16 protein-coding genes are annotated in these 20,267 nt (G+C 43.7%); 12 read left to right on the top strand and 4 right to left on the bottom strand.

Annotated features, from left to right (window positions below; genetic code table 11):
- Positions 1-108: 108 nt before the first annotated feature.
- Entirely contained in the window at positions 109-357 is a 249-nt protein-coding gene (locus CXF61_RS07395; RefSeq protein WP_165597734.1) for a hypothetical protein, read from the bottom strand.
- 213 nt (positions 358-570) lie between these two features.
- Between CXF61_RS07395 and CXF61_RS07400 the strand changes: the two genes are divergently transcribed.
- The 4 genes from CXF61_RS07400 (at position 571) to CXF61_RS07415 (ending at position 4,816) form a co-directional block, all read left to right on the top strand.
- Entirely contained in the window at positions 571-1,944 is a 1,374-nt protein-coding gene (locus tag CXF61_RS07400) for a DASH family cryptochrome (protein ID WP_165597735.1), read from the top strand.
- Positions 1,945-2,013: 69 nt separating this feature from the next.
- Positions 2,014-2,451, top strand: a complete 438-nt coding sequence (locus CXF61_RS07405; protein ID WP_165597736.1) for a DUF3429 domain-containing protein — start codon at positions 2,014-2,016, stop codon at positions 2,449-2,451.
- Positions 2,452-2,766: 315 nt separating this feature from the next.
- Positions 2,767-4,014, top strand: a complete 1,248-nt coding sequence (locus CXF61_RS07410) for an NnrS family protein (RefSeq protein WP_165597737.1) — start codon at positions 2,767-2,769, stop codon at positions 4,012-4,014.
- Between the two features lie 286 nt (positions 4,015-4,300).
- A complete protein-coding gene (locus tag CXF61_RS07415) occupies positions 4,301-4,816 on the top strand; it encodes an Rrf2 family transcriptional regulator (protein WP_165597738.1) in 516 nt (171 codons plus the stop codon).
- A 122-nt stretch (positions 4,817-4,938) separates the two neighbouring features.
- Here CXF61_RS07415 and CXF61_RS07420 read toward each other — a convergent pair whose 3' ends face one another.
- The 3 genes from CXF61_RS07420 to CXF61_RS07430 form a co-directional block, all read right to left on the bottom strand.
- Entirely contained in the window at positions 4,939-5,685 is a 747-nt protein-coding gene (locus tag CXF61_RS07420) for a hypothetical protein (RefSeq protein WP_165597739.1), read from the bottom strand.
- A 120-nt stretch (positions 5,686-5,805) separates the two neighbouring features.
- Positions 5,806-6,552, bottom strand: a complete 747-nt coding sequence (locus CXF61_RS07425; protein WP_165597740.1) for a hypothetical protein — start codon at positions 6,550-6,552, stop codon at positions 5,806-5,808.
- A gap of 309 nt (positions 6,553-6,861) precedes the next feature.
- Positions 6,862-7,806 carry a dienelactone hydrolase family protein gene (locus tag CXF61_RS07430; protein ID WP_165597741.1) on the bottom strand — a complete coding sequence of 315 codons (945 nt, stop codon included), beginning with the start codon at positions 7,804-7,806 and terminating at the stop codon, positions 6,862-6,864.
- Between the two features lie 524 nt (positions 7,807-8,330).
- Here CXF61_RS07430 and CXF61_RS07435 point away from each other — a divergent pair.
- The 8 genes from CXF61_RS07435 (at position 8,331) to mmsB (ending at position 20,188) form a co-directional block, all read left to right on the top strand.
- Positions 8,331-9,521, top strand: a complete 1,191-nt coding sequence (locus CXF61_RS07435) for an MFS transporter (protein ID WP_413775330.1) — start codon at positions 8,331-8,333, stop codon at positions 9,519-9,521.
- Positions 9,522-9,730: 209 nt separating this feature from the next.
- Complete coding sequence (locus CXF61_RS07440; protein ID WP_165597742.1) at positions 9,731-11,401, top strand: fatty acid--CoA ligase; 1,671 nt, start codon at positions 9,731-9,733, stop codon at positions 11,399-11,401.
- A gap of 313 nt (positions 11,402-11,714) precedes the next feature.
- Positions 11,715-13,736, top strand: coding sequence for a propionate--CoA ligase (locus CXF61_RS07445; protein WP_165597743.1), 2,022 nt, complete (start codon positions 11,715-11,717; stop codon positions 13,734-13,736).
- A gap of 343 nt (positions 13,737-14,079) precedes the next feature.
- The gene (locus tag CXF61_RS07450; RefSeq protein ID WP_165597744.1) at positions 14,080-15,564 is read left to right on the top strand and encodes a CoA-acylating methylmalonate-semialdehyde dehydrogenase; all 1,485 of its coding nucleotides are present in this window, start codon (positions 14,080-14,082) and stop codon (positions 15,562-15,564) included.
- 219 nt (positions 15,565-15,783) lie between these two features.
- Positions 15,784-16,944 carry an acyl-CoA dehydrogenase family protein gene (locus CXF61_RS07455; protein WP_165597745.1) on the top strand — a complete coding sequence of 387 codons (1,161 nt, stop codon included), beginning with the start codon at positions 15,784-15,786 and terminating at the stop codon, positions 16,942-16,944.
- Between the two features lie 32 nt (positions 16,945-16,976).
- A complete protein-coding gene (locus CXF61_RS07460; protein WP_165597746.1) occupies positions 16,977-17,759 on the top strand; it encodes an enoyl-CoA hydratase in 783 nt (260 codons plus the stop codon).
- A gap of 55 nt (positions 17,760-17,814) precedes the next feature.
- Positions 17,815-19,074, top strand: a complete 1,260-nt coding sequence (locus CXF61_RS07465) for an enoyl-CoA hydratase/isomerase family protein (RefSeq protein WP_165597747.1) — start codon at positions 17,815-17,817, stop codon at positions 19,072-19,074.
- A gap of 169 nt (positions 19,075-19,243) precedes the next feature.
- Positions 19,244-20,188, top strand: a complete 945-nt coding sequence (mmsB, locus tag CXF61_RS07470; protein WP_165597748.1) for a 3-hydroxyisobutyrate dehydrogenase — start codon at positions 19,244-19,246, stop codon at positions 20,186-20,188.
- The last annotated feature ends 79 nt before the right edge of the window (positions 20,189-20,267 follow it).

Below are 20,267 nucleotides of genomic sequence, written 5' to 3' on the forward strand. Positions count from 1 at the left end.
ATTAAGTCTAGCTACTAGCTAATAAAAAAGACCGCTTTGATAGCGGTCTTTTTTTGTGTGTTATTTGGCAACTTACTGATAATGACGTATTTGAAATTAGTCAATCATTTATCTAGCATGAAAACCAAGTAACCCTTCAATCTCTTCCATAGTCATTCGTCTTACCAGTGCTTGTTCTTCTACCGACAGGCGATTGGTGTGTTTTTTTATCATCGTATGAATACTCCGCGATATCTCAGAGGTGGTCGCGTAGTACATTTGAGGCTGCTCTTTTGTCAATCTCATCAAAAATCGATTAATAAGTTTACGCTTTTCATCTGATTTATTTTCTTCAGTCGTAGTATTATTTTGAGTCATGGTGTTCTCCTAGAGGTAAGCCATTTAAGCAGTCAGACACATGAGAGTCAATGCTTATAAGTGGTTTCTGGGGCTGAGCGCATTGCCTTACAAGTGTTAGGCTCGCATCATGGTTGAATGCTAAGTATGTTTTATACTGTATATGATATTTCAAGATTAAAGACTAAAGATTAAAAATAATAGATTAGCGCTAAACAGCCAGAAGGATAGGGTATGCCAAATCAAGCAGCGAACAACTCAGCGAACAGAAATGTCACATTGGTGCTATTCCATAATGACTTGCGGGTAGCCGACAATGCCACTCTATTAAAAGCATCTGAAATGTCCACTGATGGAAAGCTGCTATTGGTTTATGCGTCATTGTTGACAGATATATTAGACGATAAAGACGCCTATCGTTATGAGGCTATGGGTCAAGCCCGCCAGCAGTTTTTGCATGAGAGCTTGGCTGATTTAAATGCGTCATTGATACAGCGGGGTAATAGGTTACTGTATTTTCAGAAAGACGATGAAGCATTGGACGTCTTTACTCAGTTGAGTGATCTAATAGCGCAGCAACAAGTGACAGATATCTGCATCAGCCAGAAGGCAGATTATAATCAAAACAAAGTATATGACCTTCTACAGGCGAAATATCCAGAGATACAGTGGCACATTCAAACAACATCGACTTTGTTTGACGAGTTACCGCTAGAGAGCTTACCCAAAAGCTTTACACAGTTTCGTAAACAAATAGAAACCGATTATGATTTGCTGCATGCAGAAAAAGATATAGCCATTTCTCCAACGCCAGAAACACTTGCTCCATTACCTGACAATATGCAGAGTAGGAACGAGTACTTTTTTGAATATCAGTTGTCTAATCAGGCAGGGCGTGATAAGCCATCACAGCAGCCATCCAGTTTTAGAGGTGGTGAGTTAAATGGCCTTAAGCACTTAGATGCCTATTTCGATTCCGATGCGCCCAGCACTTATAAAACTACCCGAAACGCGCTAGATGAGTGGGCGCATTCCACAAAGTTCTCCGGTTGGCTGGCAAACGGCTCACTGTCTGTAAATATGATATTGAATCGTCTGCGCCGTTATGAGCGCGATATGATTGCAAATGACTCTACCTATTGGATATGGTTTGAGCTGCTGTGGCGTGAGTATTTCTACTGGTATGCTGTGACCCACCAGCAAAAGTTATTTTGGTTTAAGGGCATCGCTCAGCACGCGCCTTCAACTCAATTGATTGAGAGTCTGTTAGCACAATGGAAAAATGGTACAACACAATATCCTATCGTCAACGCATGCATGAACCAATTGCGTACGACAGGTTATATATCGAATCGCGGACGACAACTGGTTGCTAGCTGCTTTATCCATGAGCTAGGCCTTGATTGGCGTTACGGGGCTACTTACTTTGAGCAACATCTTATCGACTACGATGTCGCTAGTAATTGGGGCAATTGGCAGTATCTGGCAGGCGTGGGTGCTGATCCAAGAGGATGCAGACAGTTTAATCTCGACAAGCAAACCCAACAATACGATCCAAATGGTGAGTTTATCCGTCAGTGGCAAGGCAACCCTCAAAAGAGCGACTAAGGTATGTTGCAAACTCTCACTTAACAGGTGACAGCCATTATTAGACTAATTATAAGATAGGTTTAAACGATGAAAAAGCCCAGTCCTTATTTAACTTTTGCAGGTGCTATTCCGTTTGTCGCCTGTGCATTTTTGCTGATGATAGACGTTGTTACCGTGCCTATGCTTGGCTCGGTAGTCGATATACTAAGTGCTTATGGCCTAATGATTGGCTCGTTTATGGCAGGCGCACATTGGGGCAATCATCTGAGCTTGACAGAGGACAATGAGTGGGGGGTTAAGCTGCCTATATATAGCAATGTCATTGCGCTTGGCCTTTGGCTTGGTTTTTTGACCTTGTCAGCCAGTAGCTTTATTTGGCTATTAGTGATTGGGTTTATAAGTCTGTTGGTTATCGATTATAGTCTGCATCGAGCGCAGATTATCAGTTACATATATTTTAAAGTTAGGCAGTATGTCACGGCGATAGTGGTCGTATCGTTAGTCATCGCGGCATTACAGTTGTAAGTGGTGTTGACTAAGTCATGTCTAAATAATAGCTAAAGAACAGCCAGATTGCTTTCTCTATTTTTATATAGTCAAATCCATATAAATCCGCTACATCGTCATCCTCGCTAAGCATACTAATGTATAACTTGCGCTCGGTTTCCTTGTATCGAAATTATTTGAATTCAACTATACTTGAGATTTTGCTTCTAGAGATTTCCGTAGGCGCTGCACTTTAATGGATAGAATATTTCAATAATCAGACTAAAGATTTATAAAGTTCATTTAAAATGAATGTTATAATTAAAGCCATCTATATTCTTTAAGAAGATGGCTATGCACTCTATCAAGTTACCTAGCAAACCACCAAGATCTCCGCATCCTATCCTTAATTTGAGCTTTCGCATATTTTTTAGTGCTGCTGCGCTATTTGCTGTAGTAACGATGCTGCTATGGGCGTTTGTGTTTACTGGTCACACCGATATCGATGCACAGGTTTTGAACCCGTTATACTGGCACGGCCATGAAATGGTGTATGGTTATGCTCTGGCAGTGGTAGCCGGGTTCTTGCTAACTGCGGTCAAGACATGGACAGGGGTAATGATGCCGCATGGTTATAAGCTGCTAGGCATCTTTGTCTGTTGGTTGTTAGCACGTCTGAGCTGGCTAAGTTTTGGGCTTGGCATAACGCTCATAGGTGATAGTATGTCGTGGTTATATATAGCAGCCCTTTTTGATGTAGTATTTGTCGCCTCGATGGCATATGTGATATGTCGAGCAGTATGGCAAGTTAAGCAATACAAGCAAATGGGTATCTTGGCAAAACTGGCACTGCTGACCTTTGGCAACGGACTCTGCTATTGGGGAATTATCAATGCTGATATGAATACAACTAAGATAGGGATTTATTTTGGGTTTTACTTGATCATTGGGTTAGTGCTAACGATTGGCCGACGTGTGGTGCCATTTTTTATTGAACGTGGTCTTAGTATAGATATGGAAACGTCAGAACCCATTAAACTACGTAATAGTAAGACACAAGATATCGCAAGCTTAGGATTTTTCTTCGCCTTTTTTATTAGTGATGTATTTTATCCAAACCAGTATCTCTTGACGGTTACCGCGCTCGGTGTAGCAGTGATTAATATTGTACGTCTGATAGGGTGGTATCATCACGGTATTTGGCAGAAACCATTACTTTGGTCGTTGTATATTGCGTTTTTAGGCATGTGTTTGAGTTTTTTACTATACGCATTACAGCCTTGGCTCGGTTATCCGCACAGCATCGCCATGCATGGACTGGCGATTGCTGGTGTTGGTATGATGACGTTAGCCATGATGACTAGAGTATCTCTGGGACATACGGGTCGCAGTATTCATCAACCGCCAAAAACGGTAAGCGTTATGTATGGCTTGATGGTCTTAGTATTTATCAGCCGCGTACTACTACCGCTAGTAGATATGAGTCATTACCTAATGTGGATTATGATGGCGCAAAGTGCTTGGATTGCATGTTTTGTGCTATTTTGCATCAGTTATCTGCCAATGTTGGCACGTCCTCGGCCTGATGGTTTATTTGGTTAAAGCGGGCTAACGATACTGTTTACAAATGCTATGTCTAAACGTTATTACCAAAAATGCGACTTACTTTGTCTAGGGCGTGTCATCAATTAGCACATTGATGCAATTTATGGCCTTAAAATGGCTAAATTTTCGTTAAGCTGTGTCAAAGTTCTTGTCAATATGTTCATATTCACTGCGAACTTTTCCTTATTTGGCATCAATTTATCTTATTTTAATGCTCATAATCTAATTGATGACACGCCCTAGCTTAATATATAAAATTTATAAAAAATAGGAGCGCAAGTACATGCGATTGACCAATTATAGTGACTACGCGCTACGCTCATTGATTTATTTAGCCGTGAGACCAGATCCCTCATTATTGGCTAATATTAGCGATATTGCTGACAGTTATGGTATTTCTAAAAGTCATTTGACCAAGATTATTCATCAGCTAGGTCAGCTTGGTTATATAGAAAGTGTGCGCGGCAAAAATGGTGGCATACGATTGGCACGTGCGCCTAAAGATATAAATTTGGGCGTATTGATCAAACAGATAGAGCCTGATTTCAATCTGGTTGAATGCTTTGCCGTACCAGCATCTCATAAGGATAGTGAGCAGGGTGCTCATCAGGCAGATTTGCCAGTGACGTTCATTGAGGAAAAAAAGAATAAATCACTAGGCTGCGTGATTAGTCCAGCCTGTCAGCTTAAAAGCGTGTTTTTTGAAGCACTCACCGCATTTGTCAATGTGCTTGAGCGTCATACATTGGCAGATATTCTGAACAATGAAGATGAGTTAGCGACATTGCTGTTTCGGTAACAGCTTCGATAATCGCATATTTTATAAAGTCATTGGCGTAAAAAATGGGTCGCTACATTAGTAAATACAGTAATAGCGACCCATTTTTATATTTATCAAACATATATCTAAGGTGTGAGAAATTAAGCATTTTCTAGTTTTGGACGTGCTTTCTTAACGGCTTTCACCAGTGCTTTCTCAAACCCACCTTCTTTGAACTGAACAAGATAAGAGTGCGCAGCACAGAAATTGCGAACGTCACGCCACTCATGAGCCAAATTGGTCGCCCAGTCGCAATATTGCGCGCCAGCATTTGGCTCGTTTTTCAGTGCTTTTTTGGTCGTAGGATGTAGTATTAGCTCAGGCAATACAGCTTCTAATAACTTCGTTGGTGGACTCATAAAAGTATCATCTACGTGCAAGCTTTGGCTGGCAGGATGATAAGCCAATAAAGAACCTGCATGGATCATCTCATTGGGCGAGATATAATAAATGCCCTCTGACATTGAAAACTTAAGCTCAGGATAGCGTGCAGCGACTGCGTCACTTTCTACCAAATCATCTGCCCAATTGATTTCTGGTACTTTTTTATGATGGCGGCTACTGCCATAAAATGTCGCTTGCGGGAAGTCTTTGGCCATTTGAGCACAGCTGACTGTATGAAACGGATGTACGTTCAGCACCGCTTCGACATCTTGACCATTGTTAGTGAGTGCCATAACCTCATCTCGAACATCACCCGTTAGGGCGTAACTGTCCAAAAAGATAAATTTCCCTGATGGTAGCTTGACTAGCGAGCATTGAGTGCCGATGTTTAGCACGCCACCGAGACGGAATTTTCCGCGTATGTTCCAAAATCCCGCGCCTAAATCATGAATGTGATCAGTCATTTATAATTTTCCTCATCTAGTAAATTAAATAGAATATGTAAATAAAACAAAGCTAATTTTTCACTGTAAGCTTCATCTTTCGAGTTGTTTTAATGGTATGTGTTCTAACTCTTTACGCTTTTATGCTTTTTCAAGCTCAGGGCGAGCCAGATCAATCGCTGATATAAGTGTTGCCTCAAATTGACCTTCCTCAAACACCACTAAGCCTGAATGTGCGCCGCAAAAATGACGGCCACTGCGCCACTCATGTGCCAGCTCTATTGCCCAGTCGCAATAGTCTTTACCAGCATTAGCGTCATCTTTGAGTGCTTTTTTGGTAGTAGGGTGTAAGCCTAGGTTAGGCTGTACGGCATTGAATCGCTTGGAAGGTGGTATCTCAAAAGTATCATCGACATAAATGCTCTGGCTAGCAGGATGATAGACCAATAAGGAGCTGGCATGAACCGTCTCGTCAAGTGAGATGTAATGGATGCCTTGAGGTATAGAAAATTCGAGTTCAGGGTAACGCGCAGCAATGGCATCGCTTTCGACCAAGTCGTCTGCCCAATTGACTTCAGGTACTTGTCTCGGATGTCGGCTACTCCCATAAAACGTCGCTTGCGGAAAGTCTTTGGCCATTTGAGCACAGTGTACTGTATGAAACGGATGAACATTGAGGACGGCTTCGACATTTTGACCATCATTGGTCAATGCCATGACTTGCTGACGCACATCACCAGTTAATGTATAGCTATCTAAAAAGATAAATCGCTCTGATGATAGTCTTATAAGTGCACATTGAACCCCAATATCAAGTATGCCATTTTTAATAAATGAGCCTCGAATACTCCAAAACCCTGCACCTAAATCATACATCTCATCAGTCATCAACATTGCTCCTTAATCGTTCATTTATTCAATCATCTTACTTGTTTGTAGCACCCTACAGTCGGTTCAATATAATTTGGATACAAGGAAGGCGAGTGAAAGTACTACAAGTTGTAGACTAAGCGAGCCTGATACCATATCCAATTTATAGAGAATTGACTATACGATTATTAATTTTTATGGCAGTAAAGTCTGTAAGAAAAAAGATAGAAGCAATGTAAATGTGTAAAAATAAAAAAGAGTTGTTATTCAAATGTCATCATCAGCAGTGAAGGCTGTTCTCCCTTTCGTAAGTAGATTGAAAATAGCTTATAAACAGTCTTCGTAATCATAGGCTGAGATACGAGGCTCATTTTTGTAGCTTTCATTGCCACATAAGAATTTATCGAAACGGGTATCACCATTAATATAACGTTGCATCCATGCGATAGCAGGCTTACTTAATAGTTTCTCGTTAAAACGATGACTGGCACAGAAATGACTGCCGTTGTTAATCTCGACCTTCATTTTTGGACCGTCAGCTTTTTGATAAAAGGTATTGGTATATTTTTTATTCGGGGCGATACGGTCATTTTCACAAGCGATGAATAGAGCAGGCGTATTCATCGCACCATAGCTCGTATCGTGATAGGGCGTTTGTGCAATGATGGCTTGCACCGTACTGCGCTCAGTTGCCAATCGTAGCGCACCGCCGCCGCCCATTGACCAGCCAATCGCGCCCAAACGATTTGGATTGATTGTATGACCCACTGTTTCATCAGCGATGAGATGATCGAGAGCCGCGCTCAATTGTTCAGCACGGCTATCCGGATTATCATAAATGGAGCTAGTATTAATAGTGATAACGACAAAACCCCAAGAGGCTAGACGCGGTCCCCACCATTTGATAGAAGACTCATAAGACACGTAACCTGGCACTACCGCGATACCACCTAGCAGACCACAGCTACCAGCATCCGTTGGATAATGTATGGTGCCGCCACCGAAGCCATTGGCTGATTGGCGACTCACATGCTTGGTACTGATAGAAAACGGACCGTTATCACGTGTTTTAGTGAGCTCAATAGCAGTGATAGCGTCATCCTTTATACAGTCTACAGCCGCTAGTGAGTTTGTAGCGTCGAGTGTTGATCCAACTGGACTGAGACCTTTAACGCTAGTTTCTGACACAGTTATTTCTGCTACAGCCATCGTAGAGAAAACCAATGTACTCATCGCGATAATAAGTTTTAAAAGCACCATATTTTTCATCATTGTAAATCGTATTCTCAAAGGTTGTGGGGTCGTGCACGTCTCTAGGCTAAAAAAGATAGACGCAGGTAGTGATTGTTAACTGTCACTGTTATCAATCGTTAAAGTAGTTAAATGATTAACAAATGCGTCAACAGCATCTAACCATACTATCCTGTATATGCAATAAACGTAACGTTGATCATGACCTTGTGAGTCGAAAACTGTCTTCACCGTCTTAAGTCGAAATGTGATTCCTAGTCAAGTTTTTCTACGATAATCTCGAACCCAAATAAAGAATCTATCAAGAGGCAATAACACTTTTAAACCTGAGTATATTGATGAATGTGCTACCATAATTGGCTTGTCACTATGATGAACATTTATCGTTTAATAACGGTGCTTTTGCTTATACATTTAGCATAAATCACCTTTATTCCTCTCTACCATCCACGCCAGTGACGGTTATCATTTACAGTCATGGTATAACCAATATAGTCAGATCCCCTGTGAATAATTCTAAAGATCAGATCCAAGATATAACAGCTGTGCCACCAGTCACCTCCAATCATTCAACATCGTGGATATTGAAGCTCACAATTGGCCTAATAGGTATGTTTGCTTTTTTGCAAGTGTATTCTATTCAGGCAGTACTACCGGTCATGATGGTGGACTTTGCTGCGACCGAAGTTCAGGCTGGTATGATCGTTGGTGCCACTGTGTTAGCCATTGCGATTATGTCACCATTTCTAGGTATGCTCTCAGATGCAGTCGGGCGCAAGTCATTTATCGTTGGCGCTTTATTGTTTTTGGCGATACCAACAGCGCTCATCGCCCAGAGCTCGAGCATTGAATGGGTCGGCATTTGGCGTTTTATGCAAGGACTGTCTGTACCGGGCATTACGGTGGTGACAATTGCCTATATCGGTGAGGAGTTTGAGGGACGGGCAATGACTGAGCTGATGTCCTTTTATGTGTCAGGATGCGTGCTTGGTGGCTTTATGGGTCGGTTCTTGTTAGGGCATTTACATGAGCTGATAGGCTGGCGTCATGGTTACTATGTGATGACGGCAATGACCCTGCTAGGCGCGATATGGGTCGGCAAGATGCTACCATCGTCTCGTCACTTTGTGGCCAATCCTAATTTTCGCTCAGCGATACAGACGCTAGGTGAGCATGTCACCAATCGCTATGTGGTGACAGCTTGTCTGCTTGGCGCTTGTGTGCTGTTCTCCCTTGTAGGCTGCTTCACTTTTATCAATTTACATTTGGCAGATAAGCCTTATGAGCTTGGTACTGGTGCGCTCGCCAATATTTTTGCAGTATATTTGCTTGGTGTTATTATCACGCCATTATCTACGACATTGCTACGCCGATTTGGATCGGCGCGTACAGTACGGGTGGCTATCGTCGTATCGATGGTTGGGGTGTTATTGACTCTGGTCACGCCATTATGGGGGGTGATTATAGGACTGGCTATTATGTCTTCAGGTGTATTTATCACACAGTCAGCGACCATCAGCTATATCGCGGTCAATGTGAAAAAAGGCCGCTCATTAGCATCGGGTCTATATTATATGGGCTACTATACAGGCGGTACGCTAGGAGCATGGCTGGGTGGCATAGCTTATGCGCGAGGGCAGTGGTCTCTTACCGTATGGTTGTTATTATTTGTGCAGGTACTGGCGTTATTAATAGCCAGTTTTGGAATGATTAAAACCACAGTACGGGTAAAGTGATTGGCTGTATTATGTAGCATAGGTCTGGTCGGCCATCTTATGATACTTAATGTAAGACCGCTTTACACAGCGCCGCTTTTTTCTTACTATCAATAACGATGTTATTATAAAAATTAAAATGGTTAGCGCAGTAGATTTTATGCTGCTAGTAACTTGATTATTATTGTTATTTATCCCTTATAAGTACGACAAACAAGGAAGTCAGATCTATGTCAAACATTTACCACAGTGCACCATCTGCCTACGATTATCCATTACTGGTCAAGCAGTTATTAAGCCGTGCCAAAACGGTATCGCAAGATCAAGAGATTGTGTATGCGGACAAAAAGCGCCTGACTTATAAAGAGCTGTTCGAGCGGATCAATCGTTTGGCCAATGTATTGGCAGACCTAAAGCTCGATGCAGGTGATGTGGTTGCCGTAATGGATTGGGACAGTCATCGCTATCTTGAGTCTTATTTTGCCGTACCAATGTCAGAGTACGTTTTACAGACCGTCAATATCCGTCTATCGCCTGAGAAAATCCTTTATACCATCAACCATGCCAAGCCTAAAGTGCTCATGCTCAACTCTGAGTTTGCGCCATTGGTTAAAGACTATCAGTTCGAGAACTCAAGTATTGAGCATATTATCTGGCTTGATGACAATGGTGTCACTGCTGAAGGTATTTTTGGTAGTAACCAAAGCCGTGTCACAGGCGAGTATGAAGCGCTACTAGAAGCTGCTAATAGCGAATTTGATTTCCCAGATTTTGATGAAAACACCATCGCGACGACTTTTTATACGTCAGGCACGACAGGTGATCCAAAAGGGGTTTTCTTTAGCCATCGTCAGCTAGTGCTACATACACTAGCAGAAGCGGCAACTTTGGGTATGCTGCCTGATAAGCAAGGCGTGAGCTATGGTGATGTTTATATGCCGATGACGCCAATGTTCCATGTGCATGCATGGGGTTTTCCGTTTACAGCAACGATGGTCGGTTTAAAGCAAGTCTATCCAGGTCGTTATGCGCCTGATACGTTGATGGACTTAATTGTCAATGAAAAGGTCAGTATCACCCATTGTGTACCAACGATTTTGCAAATGGTACTCAAAGAAGCACAAGACCGCGACGCTAGCTTTAATGGTCTAAAAATGATTATTGGTGGTTCAAGATTGACCGAAGGTCTAGCCAAAACGGCGATGGCACAAGGCATTGAAGTTTACACAGGCTACGGGATGTCAGAGACCGCCCCGCTTATTAGTTTGACCCACTTTAGCTTAGATGAGCCAACAATGACGGAAGAAGAAGACATTGCCCGTCGTTGTATGACAGGTAAACCCGTACTTATGGTCGATGCTCAGGTATGGGGCGAAGGCAACAAGTCAGTGGGAACTGGGCCAGAAAATACAGGTGAGCTGGTATTACGTGCGCCTTGGTTGACCCAAAGCTATCTTAAAAACGACGACGCTGGCAAAGAGCTGTGGGAAAATGGCTATATGCATACCCAAGATATTGCGTACATACGTCCTGATGGTTATATCAAAATTACCGATCGCTTAAAAGACGTGATCAAATCAGGTGGTGAGTGGATTTCATCATTAGAGATTGAGACCATTTTATCACTACATCCGTCAGTGGCTGATGTGTCAGTGATTGGGGTGCGTGATAAGCAATGGGGTGAGCGTCCGTTGGCTTTGGTGGTGCTAAAGCCTGATGCTAAGGATACTAGTGCTGATGATATCAAAGCGATTGCAGAAAAAGCGGTAGAGCGCGGTATCATTCCTAAGTATGGCGTGCCAAGTCAGTTTAAATTCGTTGATGAGCTACCAAAAACTTCCGTTGGTAAACATGACAAAAAAGTCATGCGTGAGATGTATGCCAATCAAACTGAGATTTAATTAGTATTAGTTAAATGTTCAAATATTTGTATTCGTCAAAATGTAGTGCGTATTACACGCTTAATAGTTGACCTTTCCGATAGGCTCTGCTACATTTTAAACCGATACGATATGTATCGGTTTTTTAATTCTGGCAAGGATGACCAGTATTTACTAAGACATGGTTTTTTATAGTTGAAGCATTTTAGAGTTGGTATCAGCCAGTTGCACGCAGACAGAGCGTCGCGCGAGGTGAATACCGTTACAACTTACTGAGTGCCTTAACTATAAAATACTATTGCCTCATTTCTCGTTTATGCTAAGGACAGCTACTATGAGCGACCATTCCCAATCCCCAGTTTCTACCCAAACGACAGACACGCCAAACTTCGCTGATGTTTATCATGAGTCTATTACGGATCGAGAGCAGTTTTGGGCTGAGCAGGCGAAGCGTATCTATTGGCATAAAGAGCCTGAGCAAATTCTAGATGACAGTAATCTGCCTTTTGCCAAATGGTTTGTCGGCGGTGAGACCAATCTTTGTTATAACTGTGTCGATCGTCATCTAGCAGACCGTGCAGAGCAAGATGCTTTTGTGTGGGTGTCATCAGAGATTAATCAAGAATTGATAGAAACCTTTCCAGCGGTCGTTGATTCGTTTAAGGATCTCGGCAATAACGTTGAATTTTATACAGACTATACCAAGCGTCGCCTGACTTATAATGACTTATATAAAGAAGTTAATTATTTTGCCGATGTGCTACAGCGTCACGGTATTGGCAAGGGTGACCGTGTCATTATCTATATGCCGATGATATTGGAAGCGGCTTATGCCATGCTGGCTTGTGCGCGTATTGGTGCCGTGCATTCAGTCGTGTTTGGTGGGTTTGCCGCCCATAACTTGGCTATTCGTATGGATGATGCCGAAGCCAAAATGGTCATTACGGTAGATGCAGGGCTACGCGGCGGTAAGGTTGTCAATTATAAAAACCTAGTCAATCAAGGCGTCGAGCAAGCGACTGTCAAACCAGAGCATGTGCTGGTGATCAATCGCGGTATATTGCCATTTGAAACCAAAGACATCGATTTTGATTATGCGACCGAGCGTCGTCATAGCTGCGAGGCCAATGCAGTCGTAGAGCCAGTTTGGCTTGAGTCAAATACCCCGTCTTATCTGCTGTATACTTCTGGTACTACTGGCACACCAAAAGGGGTGCAACGCGATACCGGTGGTCATGCAGTTGCGCTGACGACGTCGATAGATTATGTCTATGATGGCAAGGCGGGCGAGACGTTTTGGGCAATATCTGATATTGGTTGGGCCGTTGGGCACTCTTATACGATCTATGCGCCGTTACTGGCGGGTATGACCAGTATCATGTATGAGGGCTTACCGCATATGCCAAACCCTGGCATCTGGTGGCGCATCGTCGAGGCCAACAAAGTTAATATTTTATTCACCGCTCCTACAGGCGTGCGCATGCTCAAAAAACAAGACGAAAGCTGGATGACGCGTTACGATGTCTCCAGTGTGAAGTCGTTCTTTCTGGCAGGTGAACCGCTTGATGAATCAACGGCCAATTGGTTAACCCAACATCTAGGCGTACCGATTTTAGATCATTATTGGCAGACAGAATCTGGTTGGCCAATCTTAAGTCATACGCCAAAATTCAATCACAAACCGCACAAGCAGGGGTCACCTGGCTACCCGATGTATGGCTATGAAGCGCATGTCATCAATGAGGAAACAGGCGATCCTTGTCAGGCTGGCGAAAAAGGGTTGCTTGCAATTAAAGCACCGCTACCGCCTGGCTGTCTCACCACGGTATGGCGTAACGACGAGCGCTTTATTAGCAGCTATTTTGGTCTGTTTGATGGTCAGCAGTACTCAACCTCGGACTATGCAGTAACAGATGAAGAAGGGTATTTCTACATCTTAGGGCGTACCGATGATGTGATTAACGTTGCAGGACATCGCATAGGCACACAAGAGATAGAGGAGGCCATCAGCACACATCCAGAGATGGCAGAGTGTGCTGTGGTGGGTATTCAAGACGAGCTAAAAGGCGAGCTACCTATTGCATTCTGTGTCCTAAAAGATCAAACGCAAATTGAAACCACCGAAAACCGTTTTCGCATCGAGCAGCAAGTGATAGGGGCTGTCGTCAAATCTTTGGGCGGCATTGCGCGACCAGCTGCTATCTATTTCCCACAGGCACTGCCAAAAACCCGCTCTGGAAAAATCTTACGTCGTTCAATTCGTGCACTGGCGGAAAACCAACCGACAGGAGATATGTCAACGCTTGATAACCCAACTGCTATTGATGCGATCAAGCAGGCGATGAAAGATTATTGATTGGTATAAATTAGCCTCATACAAAAATAGTGATGTTGTTCATCGCGTATCAAAGTCAGGTTAACTTCAAAAAGCTCATGAGTCATCATGGGCTTTTTTGTTTTTGTTATTTAAACAATTTTTATAAGAGCACGTGCTATTAAAATAAACTTAGATAAAATTTTGATAAAGCGCTTGACCGTAAAAATGATTTATTGTTATAGTCAATAACGATACAAAATAAATCATTTTAAAATTTAGTTTTTAATAATGTTTTATAGTCAGATACTCATCGCTTTTATTTTTCTAATAAATATCTAGGTGCCGTCACACGGTAGTCTCGCAAAAAAGATAAGGATATCTTATGCACCACGTTCAACAGCTCATCAATGGTCAGTTCGTACAATCAAACACCGACGAATGGATTGATATCACTGATCCAGCGACGCAAGAAGTCATTGCCAAAGTGCCACAAACTACTAATGATGAGATTAACCAAGCTGTCGCAGCCGCACAGACTGCGTTTGAGACATGGCGCAAAACGCCAATCACCACGCGTGCGCGTATCTTTTTAAAGTATCAGTCTCTGATTCGTGATCATATGGATGAGTTGGCAGAAATCTTGACCGCAGAGCAAGGAAAGACGATTGCTGATGCACGCGGTGATGTGTTCCGCGGTTTAGAAGTGGTAGAGCATGCCGCTGGTATCGCCAATTTGCAAATCGGCGACTTTGTAGAAAACGTCGCATCAGGCGTTGATACTTATAGTATTTGGCAACCACTCGGTGTTTGTGCTGGTATTACGCCATTTAACTTCCCCGCGATGATTCCGCTATGGATGTTCCCAATGGCGATTGCTACGGGTAATACATTCATCCTAAAACCGTCTGAACAAGATCCGATGGTGACTATGCGCTTAGTTGAGCTAGCGATTGAAGCGGGCGTACCAGAAGGCGTGCTGAATGTGGTACATGGCGGCAAAGCAACCGTCGATGCTATCTGCGACCATCCAGATATCAAAGCGGTTTCTTTTGTGGGTTCTACCAACGTTGGTAAACATGTCTATGAGCGTGCCAGCCAATCAGGTAAGCGTGCTCAATGTATGATGGGTGCAAAAAACCACGGTGTTATCCTGCCTGATGCTAATAAAGAGCAAACTCTCAATCAGCTAGCAGGCGCAGCATTTGGCGCCGCTGGTCAACGCTGTATGGCACTGTCAGTCGTCGTACTAGTAGGCGCAGCTGGTGAATGGATTGATGAGATTAAAGCCAAAGCAGAAAGCTTGGTCGTCTCAGCTGGCAAAAATGACAAGGATTTAGGCCCACTGATTTCGCCTGCTTCAAAGGCCCGTGTTGAGCACTTGATTGGAACTGGGGTAGAAGAGGGCGCAAGCTTGATACTTGACGGTCGTGGAATTACCGTTGAAGGGTTCGAGAAAGGTAACTTTGTAGGCCCAACTATCTTTGATAATGTCACAAGTGATATGCAAATTTATCAACAAGAAATCTTTGGCCCAGTACTATGTATCATGCGTGCTAATAGCTTGGACGAAGCGATTGAACTACTGAACGCCAATCCACATGGCAACGGTACGGCGATATTTACTCAGTCAGGGGCGGCTGCACATAAATTCCAGCAAGACATTCAAGTTGGTCAAATCGGTATTAACTTGCCAATCCCTGTGCCACTTCCAATGTTCTCCTTCTCAGGCTCACGTGGCAGCAAGCTTGGTGACTTAGGTCCTTATGGTAAGCAAGCGGTCCAGTTCTATACTCAGACCAAGACTGTGACGGCACGTTGGTTTGATGATGAAGCAAGCCGCGGTGTCAACACAACGATTTCAATTTAATCGTCAGCTCATTGTCTTTTCAGTATGACATTTTGTGTTTTCGGTATGACGATCATGCGACTTGCGGTAATATTGAACGCAATTTTATTATCGTTATACCGCTATCATGTCGCGCTAATGTCTTATAAAATCTCTGACCAACCTTTTTATTAGCGCTTTTATCAACGTTTATCCGAGATTTAAGCCCTCTATTTGATCTATAAGAACAAGGATGACCCTATGGATTTTTCATTGACCGATGACCAAGTCGCCTTTCGCCAGACGGCTCGTCAGTTTGCGCAAAAAGAGCTAAAGCCAAATGCTGCTGAATGGGATCGTAACTCGCATTTCCCAATAGATATAATCAAAAAATCTGGTGAGCTTGGCTTTTTGGGACTGTACACCAATCCAGAATATGATGGCTTGGGCCTACCAAGACTGGACTCAGCGATGGTATTCGAAGAGCTTGCATGGGGCGACACGGCTGTAGCAGCGTATATGAGTATTCATAATATGGCGGCATGGATGATTGGTGAATATGGTAGCGATACGCTATGCAAAAAATATCTACCCAATATGGTCAGCGGTGAGTGGCTTGGCAGCTATTGCCTAACAGAACCAAATGCAGGGTCTGATGCAGCCTCCTTACGTACCAAAGCGGAGAAGCAAGGCGAGCATTACGTACTAAACGGTGAAAAAACCTTCATTTCTGGCGCAGGCTCAACCGATGTATTGGTAGTAATGGCACGTACTGGTAGCGCTGGGCCCAAAGGCGTGTCAGCGTTCGTCGTAGACGCCAATAGTGCTGGTATCGAATATGGGAAAAACGAGCATAAAATGGGCTGGAAAGCACAGCCAACACGCACGATTAGTTTTAAAGACGTTAAAGTCCCTGTAGAAAACCTGATAGGTGAGGAAGGCCAAGGCTTTCGTATCGCGATGAAAGGACTGGATGGTGGTCGTATTAATATCGGTATTTGTGCGGTAGGTACGGCACAAGCGGCGTTAGAGACCGCAACCAGTTATGTGCAAGAGCGCAGCCAGTTTGGTAGCCCGATTGCTAGCTTACAATCGGTACAGTTTAAACTTGCTGATATGTTGACCCAGACCATCGCCGCACGCCAAATGCTGTATCTAGCAGCTGATAAAGTTGACAACAACGATGGACAAGCGTCTACCTACTGCGCCATGGCAAAACGTCTGTCTACAGATCTTTGTTTCGATGTTGCTAATGAGGCCCTGCAGTTGCACGGCGGCTATGGTTATCTAAATGAGTATCCGCTTGAGCGCCATGTACGAGACTTACGTGTCCATCAAATTCTGGAAGGTACCAATGAGATCATGCGTGTGATTATTTCACGTCAAGTTCTACAAAATGAAGGGCTAAACCAGCTACGCTAATTTATCTCGTTTTACTGAAACAAGGATGTTTTATGACAGATTATACAAATCTACAGCTATCAATTGATGGCCATACCGCAACGTTGACGTTGAATAACCCACCGGCACATACGTGGACGATGGACAGTCTGCAAGCACTTAAGCAGCTCATCACAGATCTCAATGCCAACGACGATGTTTACGCATTAATCGTGCATGGAGATGGCGAAAAATTCTTCTCAGCTGGTGCAGATTTAAACAACTTCTCAGACGGCGATAAAGGCCGCGCAATAAGTATGGCGATTGCATTTGGTGAAGCATTTGAAGCGCTATCTACCTATCGTGGCGTCAGTATCGCTGTCATCAATGGCTATGCGATGGGCGGCGGGCTAGAGTGTGCGCTCGCATGTGATATCCGTATCGCAGAAGTGCACGCCCAGATGGCACTGCCAGAGACGGGCGTGGGATTATTGCCATGTGCTGGCGGCACGCAAAATCTACCTATGTTAGTAGGGGAAGGTTGGGCTAAGCGCATGATACTGTGCGGTGAGCGGGTCGATGCAGATACGGCATTGCGTATCGGTCTGGTTGAAGAGGTCGCTGCAAAAGGTGAAGGTTTACCAGTCGCTCAGGCCTTGGCAAAAAAAGTCGCTAAGCAATCACCCGTCGCCGTCAGTTATTCCAAGAAACTTATTCAAGCGGCTAGAGACACCCCGCCTGCGCAGAACCTCATCCATGAGCGTGAAGCGTTCGTGAAGTTGTTTGATACCAACGATCAGCGCGAAGGGGTACAGGCCTTTTTAGAAAAGCGTAAACCCAATTGGCAAAACAAATAAACAGCAGTCAAAACGCTTAAGCCATTTTTATTATTTAATTTTGTAGGTCACTTTTATGACAGCAGCTACCGACAATACCCAAAACTCTTCGAACAATACCGAGCAAGAGGCCTCTGTATTGTTCAATACTGAGCTGACAGATTGCGGGCACTTGATTGGAGTCATGACACTTAACACCCCAAAATCACTTAATGCACTCAGCGTTGATATGTGTCAATTGCTCTCAGCGCAGTTAGAGCAATGGCAAGCCGATGATCAAGTGGTTGCGCTTGTATTAAAAGGTGCAGGGGATAAAGCGTTCTGTGCGGGCGGCGATATTCGTAAGCTCTATGACAGCATGTCTACCAGTGCACCAATGCCAAACCCATATGCTACTGAATTTTTTAGTCACGAGTACCGTCTCTATCGTCAAATGCACTTTTATCCGAAACCACTGATACTTTGGGGTGACGGTATCATCATGGGCGGCGGTATGGGACTGATGGCAGGATGTAGTCATCGTTTGGTCACTGAGCGTACGCGTTTTGCCATGCCTGAAGTCACAATTGGACTGTTCCCTGATGCATCTGGTAGTTGGTTTTTGCAGCGTATGCCTGCTAAGACTGGGCTGTTCTTGGGTTTAACTGGAGCGATGTGTAATGGCAGTGACGCGCTATTGGCCAATCTGGCAGAGTATGCTGTTGCTAGCTATGACTATGATGCTGTTATCCAATGTCTCAAACAGAGCAACTGGCAGGCAGTCGATAACACTAGCAGTGCAGATAAGTGCCATGACAATAGCGCACATAGTATTGTTAGTCGTGCGCTTGCTGAACTGCCCGTAGCCGAACTGCCAGATAGTAAGCTGGCAACATATTGGCAACCTATCCAGCAACTGATGAATAGTGGCGGTTTGGCTGATATCGATGCGCTGCTACAAAGCGATACTGCGCTCGCACAGCTAAACCAAGACTTTGCAGCAGACAGCTGGACGCAGCGCGCAGTCGCCACTTATCGCCATGGCTGCCCAGTCACGGCTGCATTAACCTATGCGTTGTATCACAAAGTCGCTGACCTATCGATCGAACAAGTACTGTATTTAGAGACCAATGTCGCAGTACATTGCGCGGCCAACCCTGATTTCAAAGAAGGTGTGCGGGCATTATTAATTGATAAAGATAGAAATCCTAAATGGTCGCGTTCATTAGCAGACTGTCTAAGCATAGAAGGCCAAGCGTATATCGATCAGCATTTTGTCAATCCTTATCCAAAAGGTGAGCATCCTTTAGACGATTGGTTAGGTAATGACGCTTTGGGTAGTCAGTATGTCCGCTAGTTGCCTAGAAGGGATCTACAACGTAAGACTATCAGCGATTTTATAAAGTTCTAAAGAAGGGTGCTAAGACATAAGATAGTAGCATTCATTAATAAGCAATACTCACTAATAAATACTGTTAAATAGTATGTAGCAATAGCTACATTATAAATTATCAAGGAGTGATGAGATGGGTACAAAGGATATAAGTACAATAAACAATGACACCACTAAACCAAATATTGCCTTTATTGGGCTTGGTAATATGGGTGCACCAATGGCAGAGAACTTATTAAAGGCAGGTTACACGCTATCTGTCTTTGATTTGTCTGAGGTTGCAACCCAGCGCCTAGCACAAGCAGGGGCTAGTGTCGCAAAAAATCCTAAAGATGCTGCAAGTAATGCTCAAGTTGTGATTAGTATGTTGCCTGCAGGTCAGCATGTACATTCGGTGTACTTAGGTGATAGTGGCTCTAATGGATTGCTCGCAGAGTTACCAAAAGGCACGCTTGTGATTGACAGTAGTACGATTGCGGCGGCTGATGCAAGGACGGTAGCAGAGGCGGCAGATAAGCTTGGTATAGACTTCTTGGATGCACCAGTCTCTGGTGGGACAGGCGGGGCAGTTGCTGGTAGTTTGACCTTTATCGTCGGTGGCGATGATGCTGCTTTTGCTAAGGCTGAGCCTATTCTCGCTGTCATGGGGAAAAATATCTTTCATGCTGGCGAGCACGGCGCAGGACAAGTCGCAAAAATTTGCAACAATATGCTGTTAGGTATTTTGATGGCAGGTACGGCAGAAGCGATTAATCTAGGCGTTAAGAACGGCTTAGATCCCAAAGTGCTATCAGATATCATGCTACAGAGCTCAGGGCGTAACTGGACACTAGAAGTTTATAACCCTTATCCGCAAGTCATGCAAAACGTGCCCTCTAGCAATGGCTATCAAGGCGGCTTTATGAGCAAATTGATGCAAAAAGATTTGAACCTTGCGATGCAGACGGCTCAAGATACTGAAGTAGAAACGCCAATGGGTGCCAAAGCAACAGAATTATATGCCTCACATACTGTAGAGAATGGTGATAAAGACTTTTCTAGTATTATCGGACGTCATGATGTCTCATTATTGTCCTAAGCATGACTCTCTTGACTGTGTCTCTTTTGAAAGTAACTTTCTTAGACATACCGATTCTTAAACATACTAATATTAAGAA

It is taken from the genome of Psychrobacter sp. 4Dc (genome assembly GCF_002836715.1).
GTDB lineage: Bacteria > Pseudomonadota > Gammaproteobacteria > Pseudomonadales > Moraxellaceae > Psychrobacter.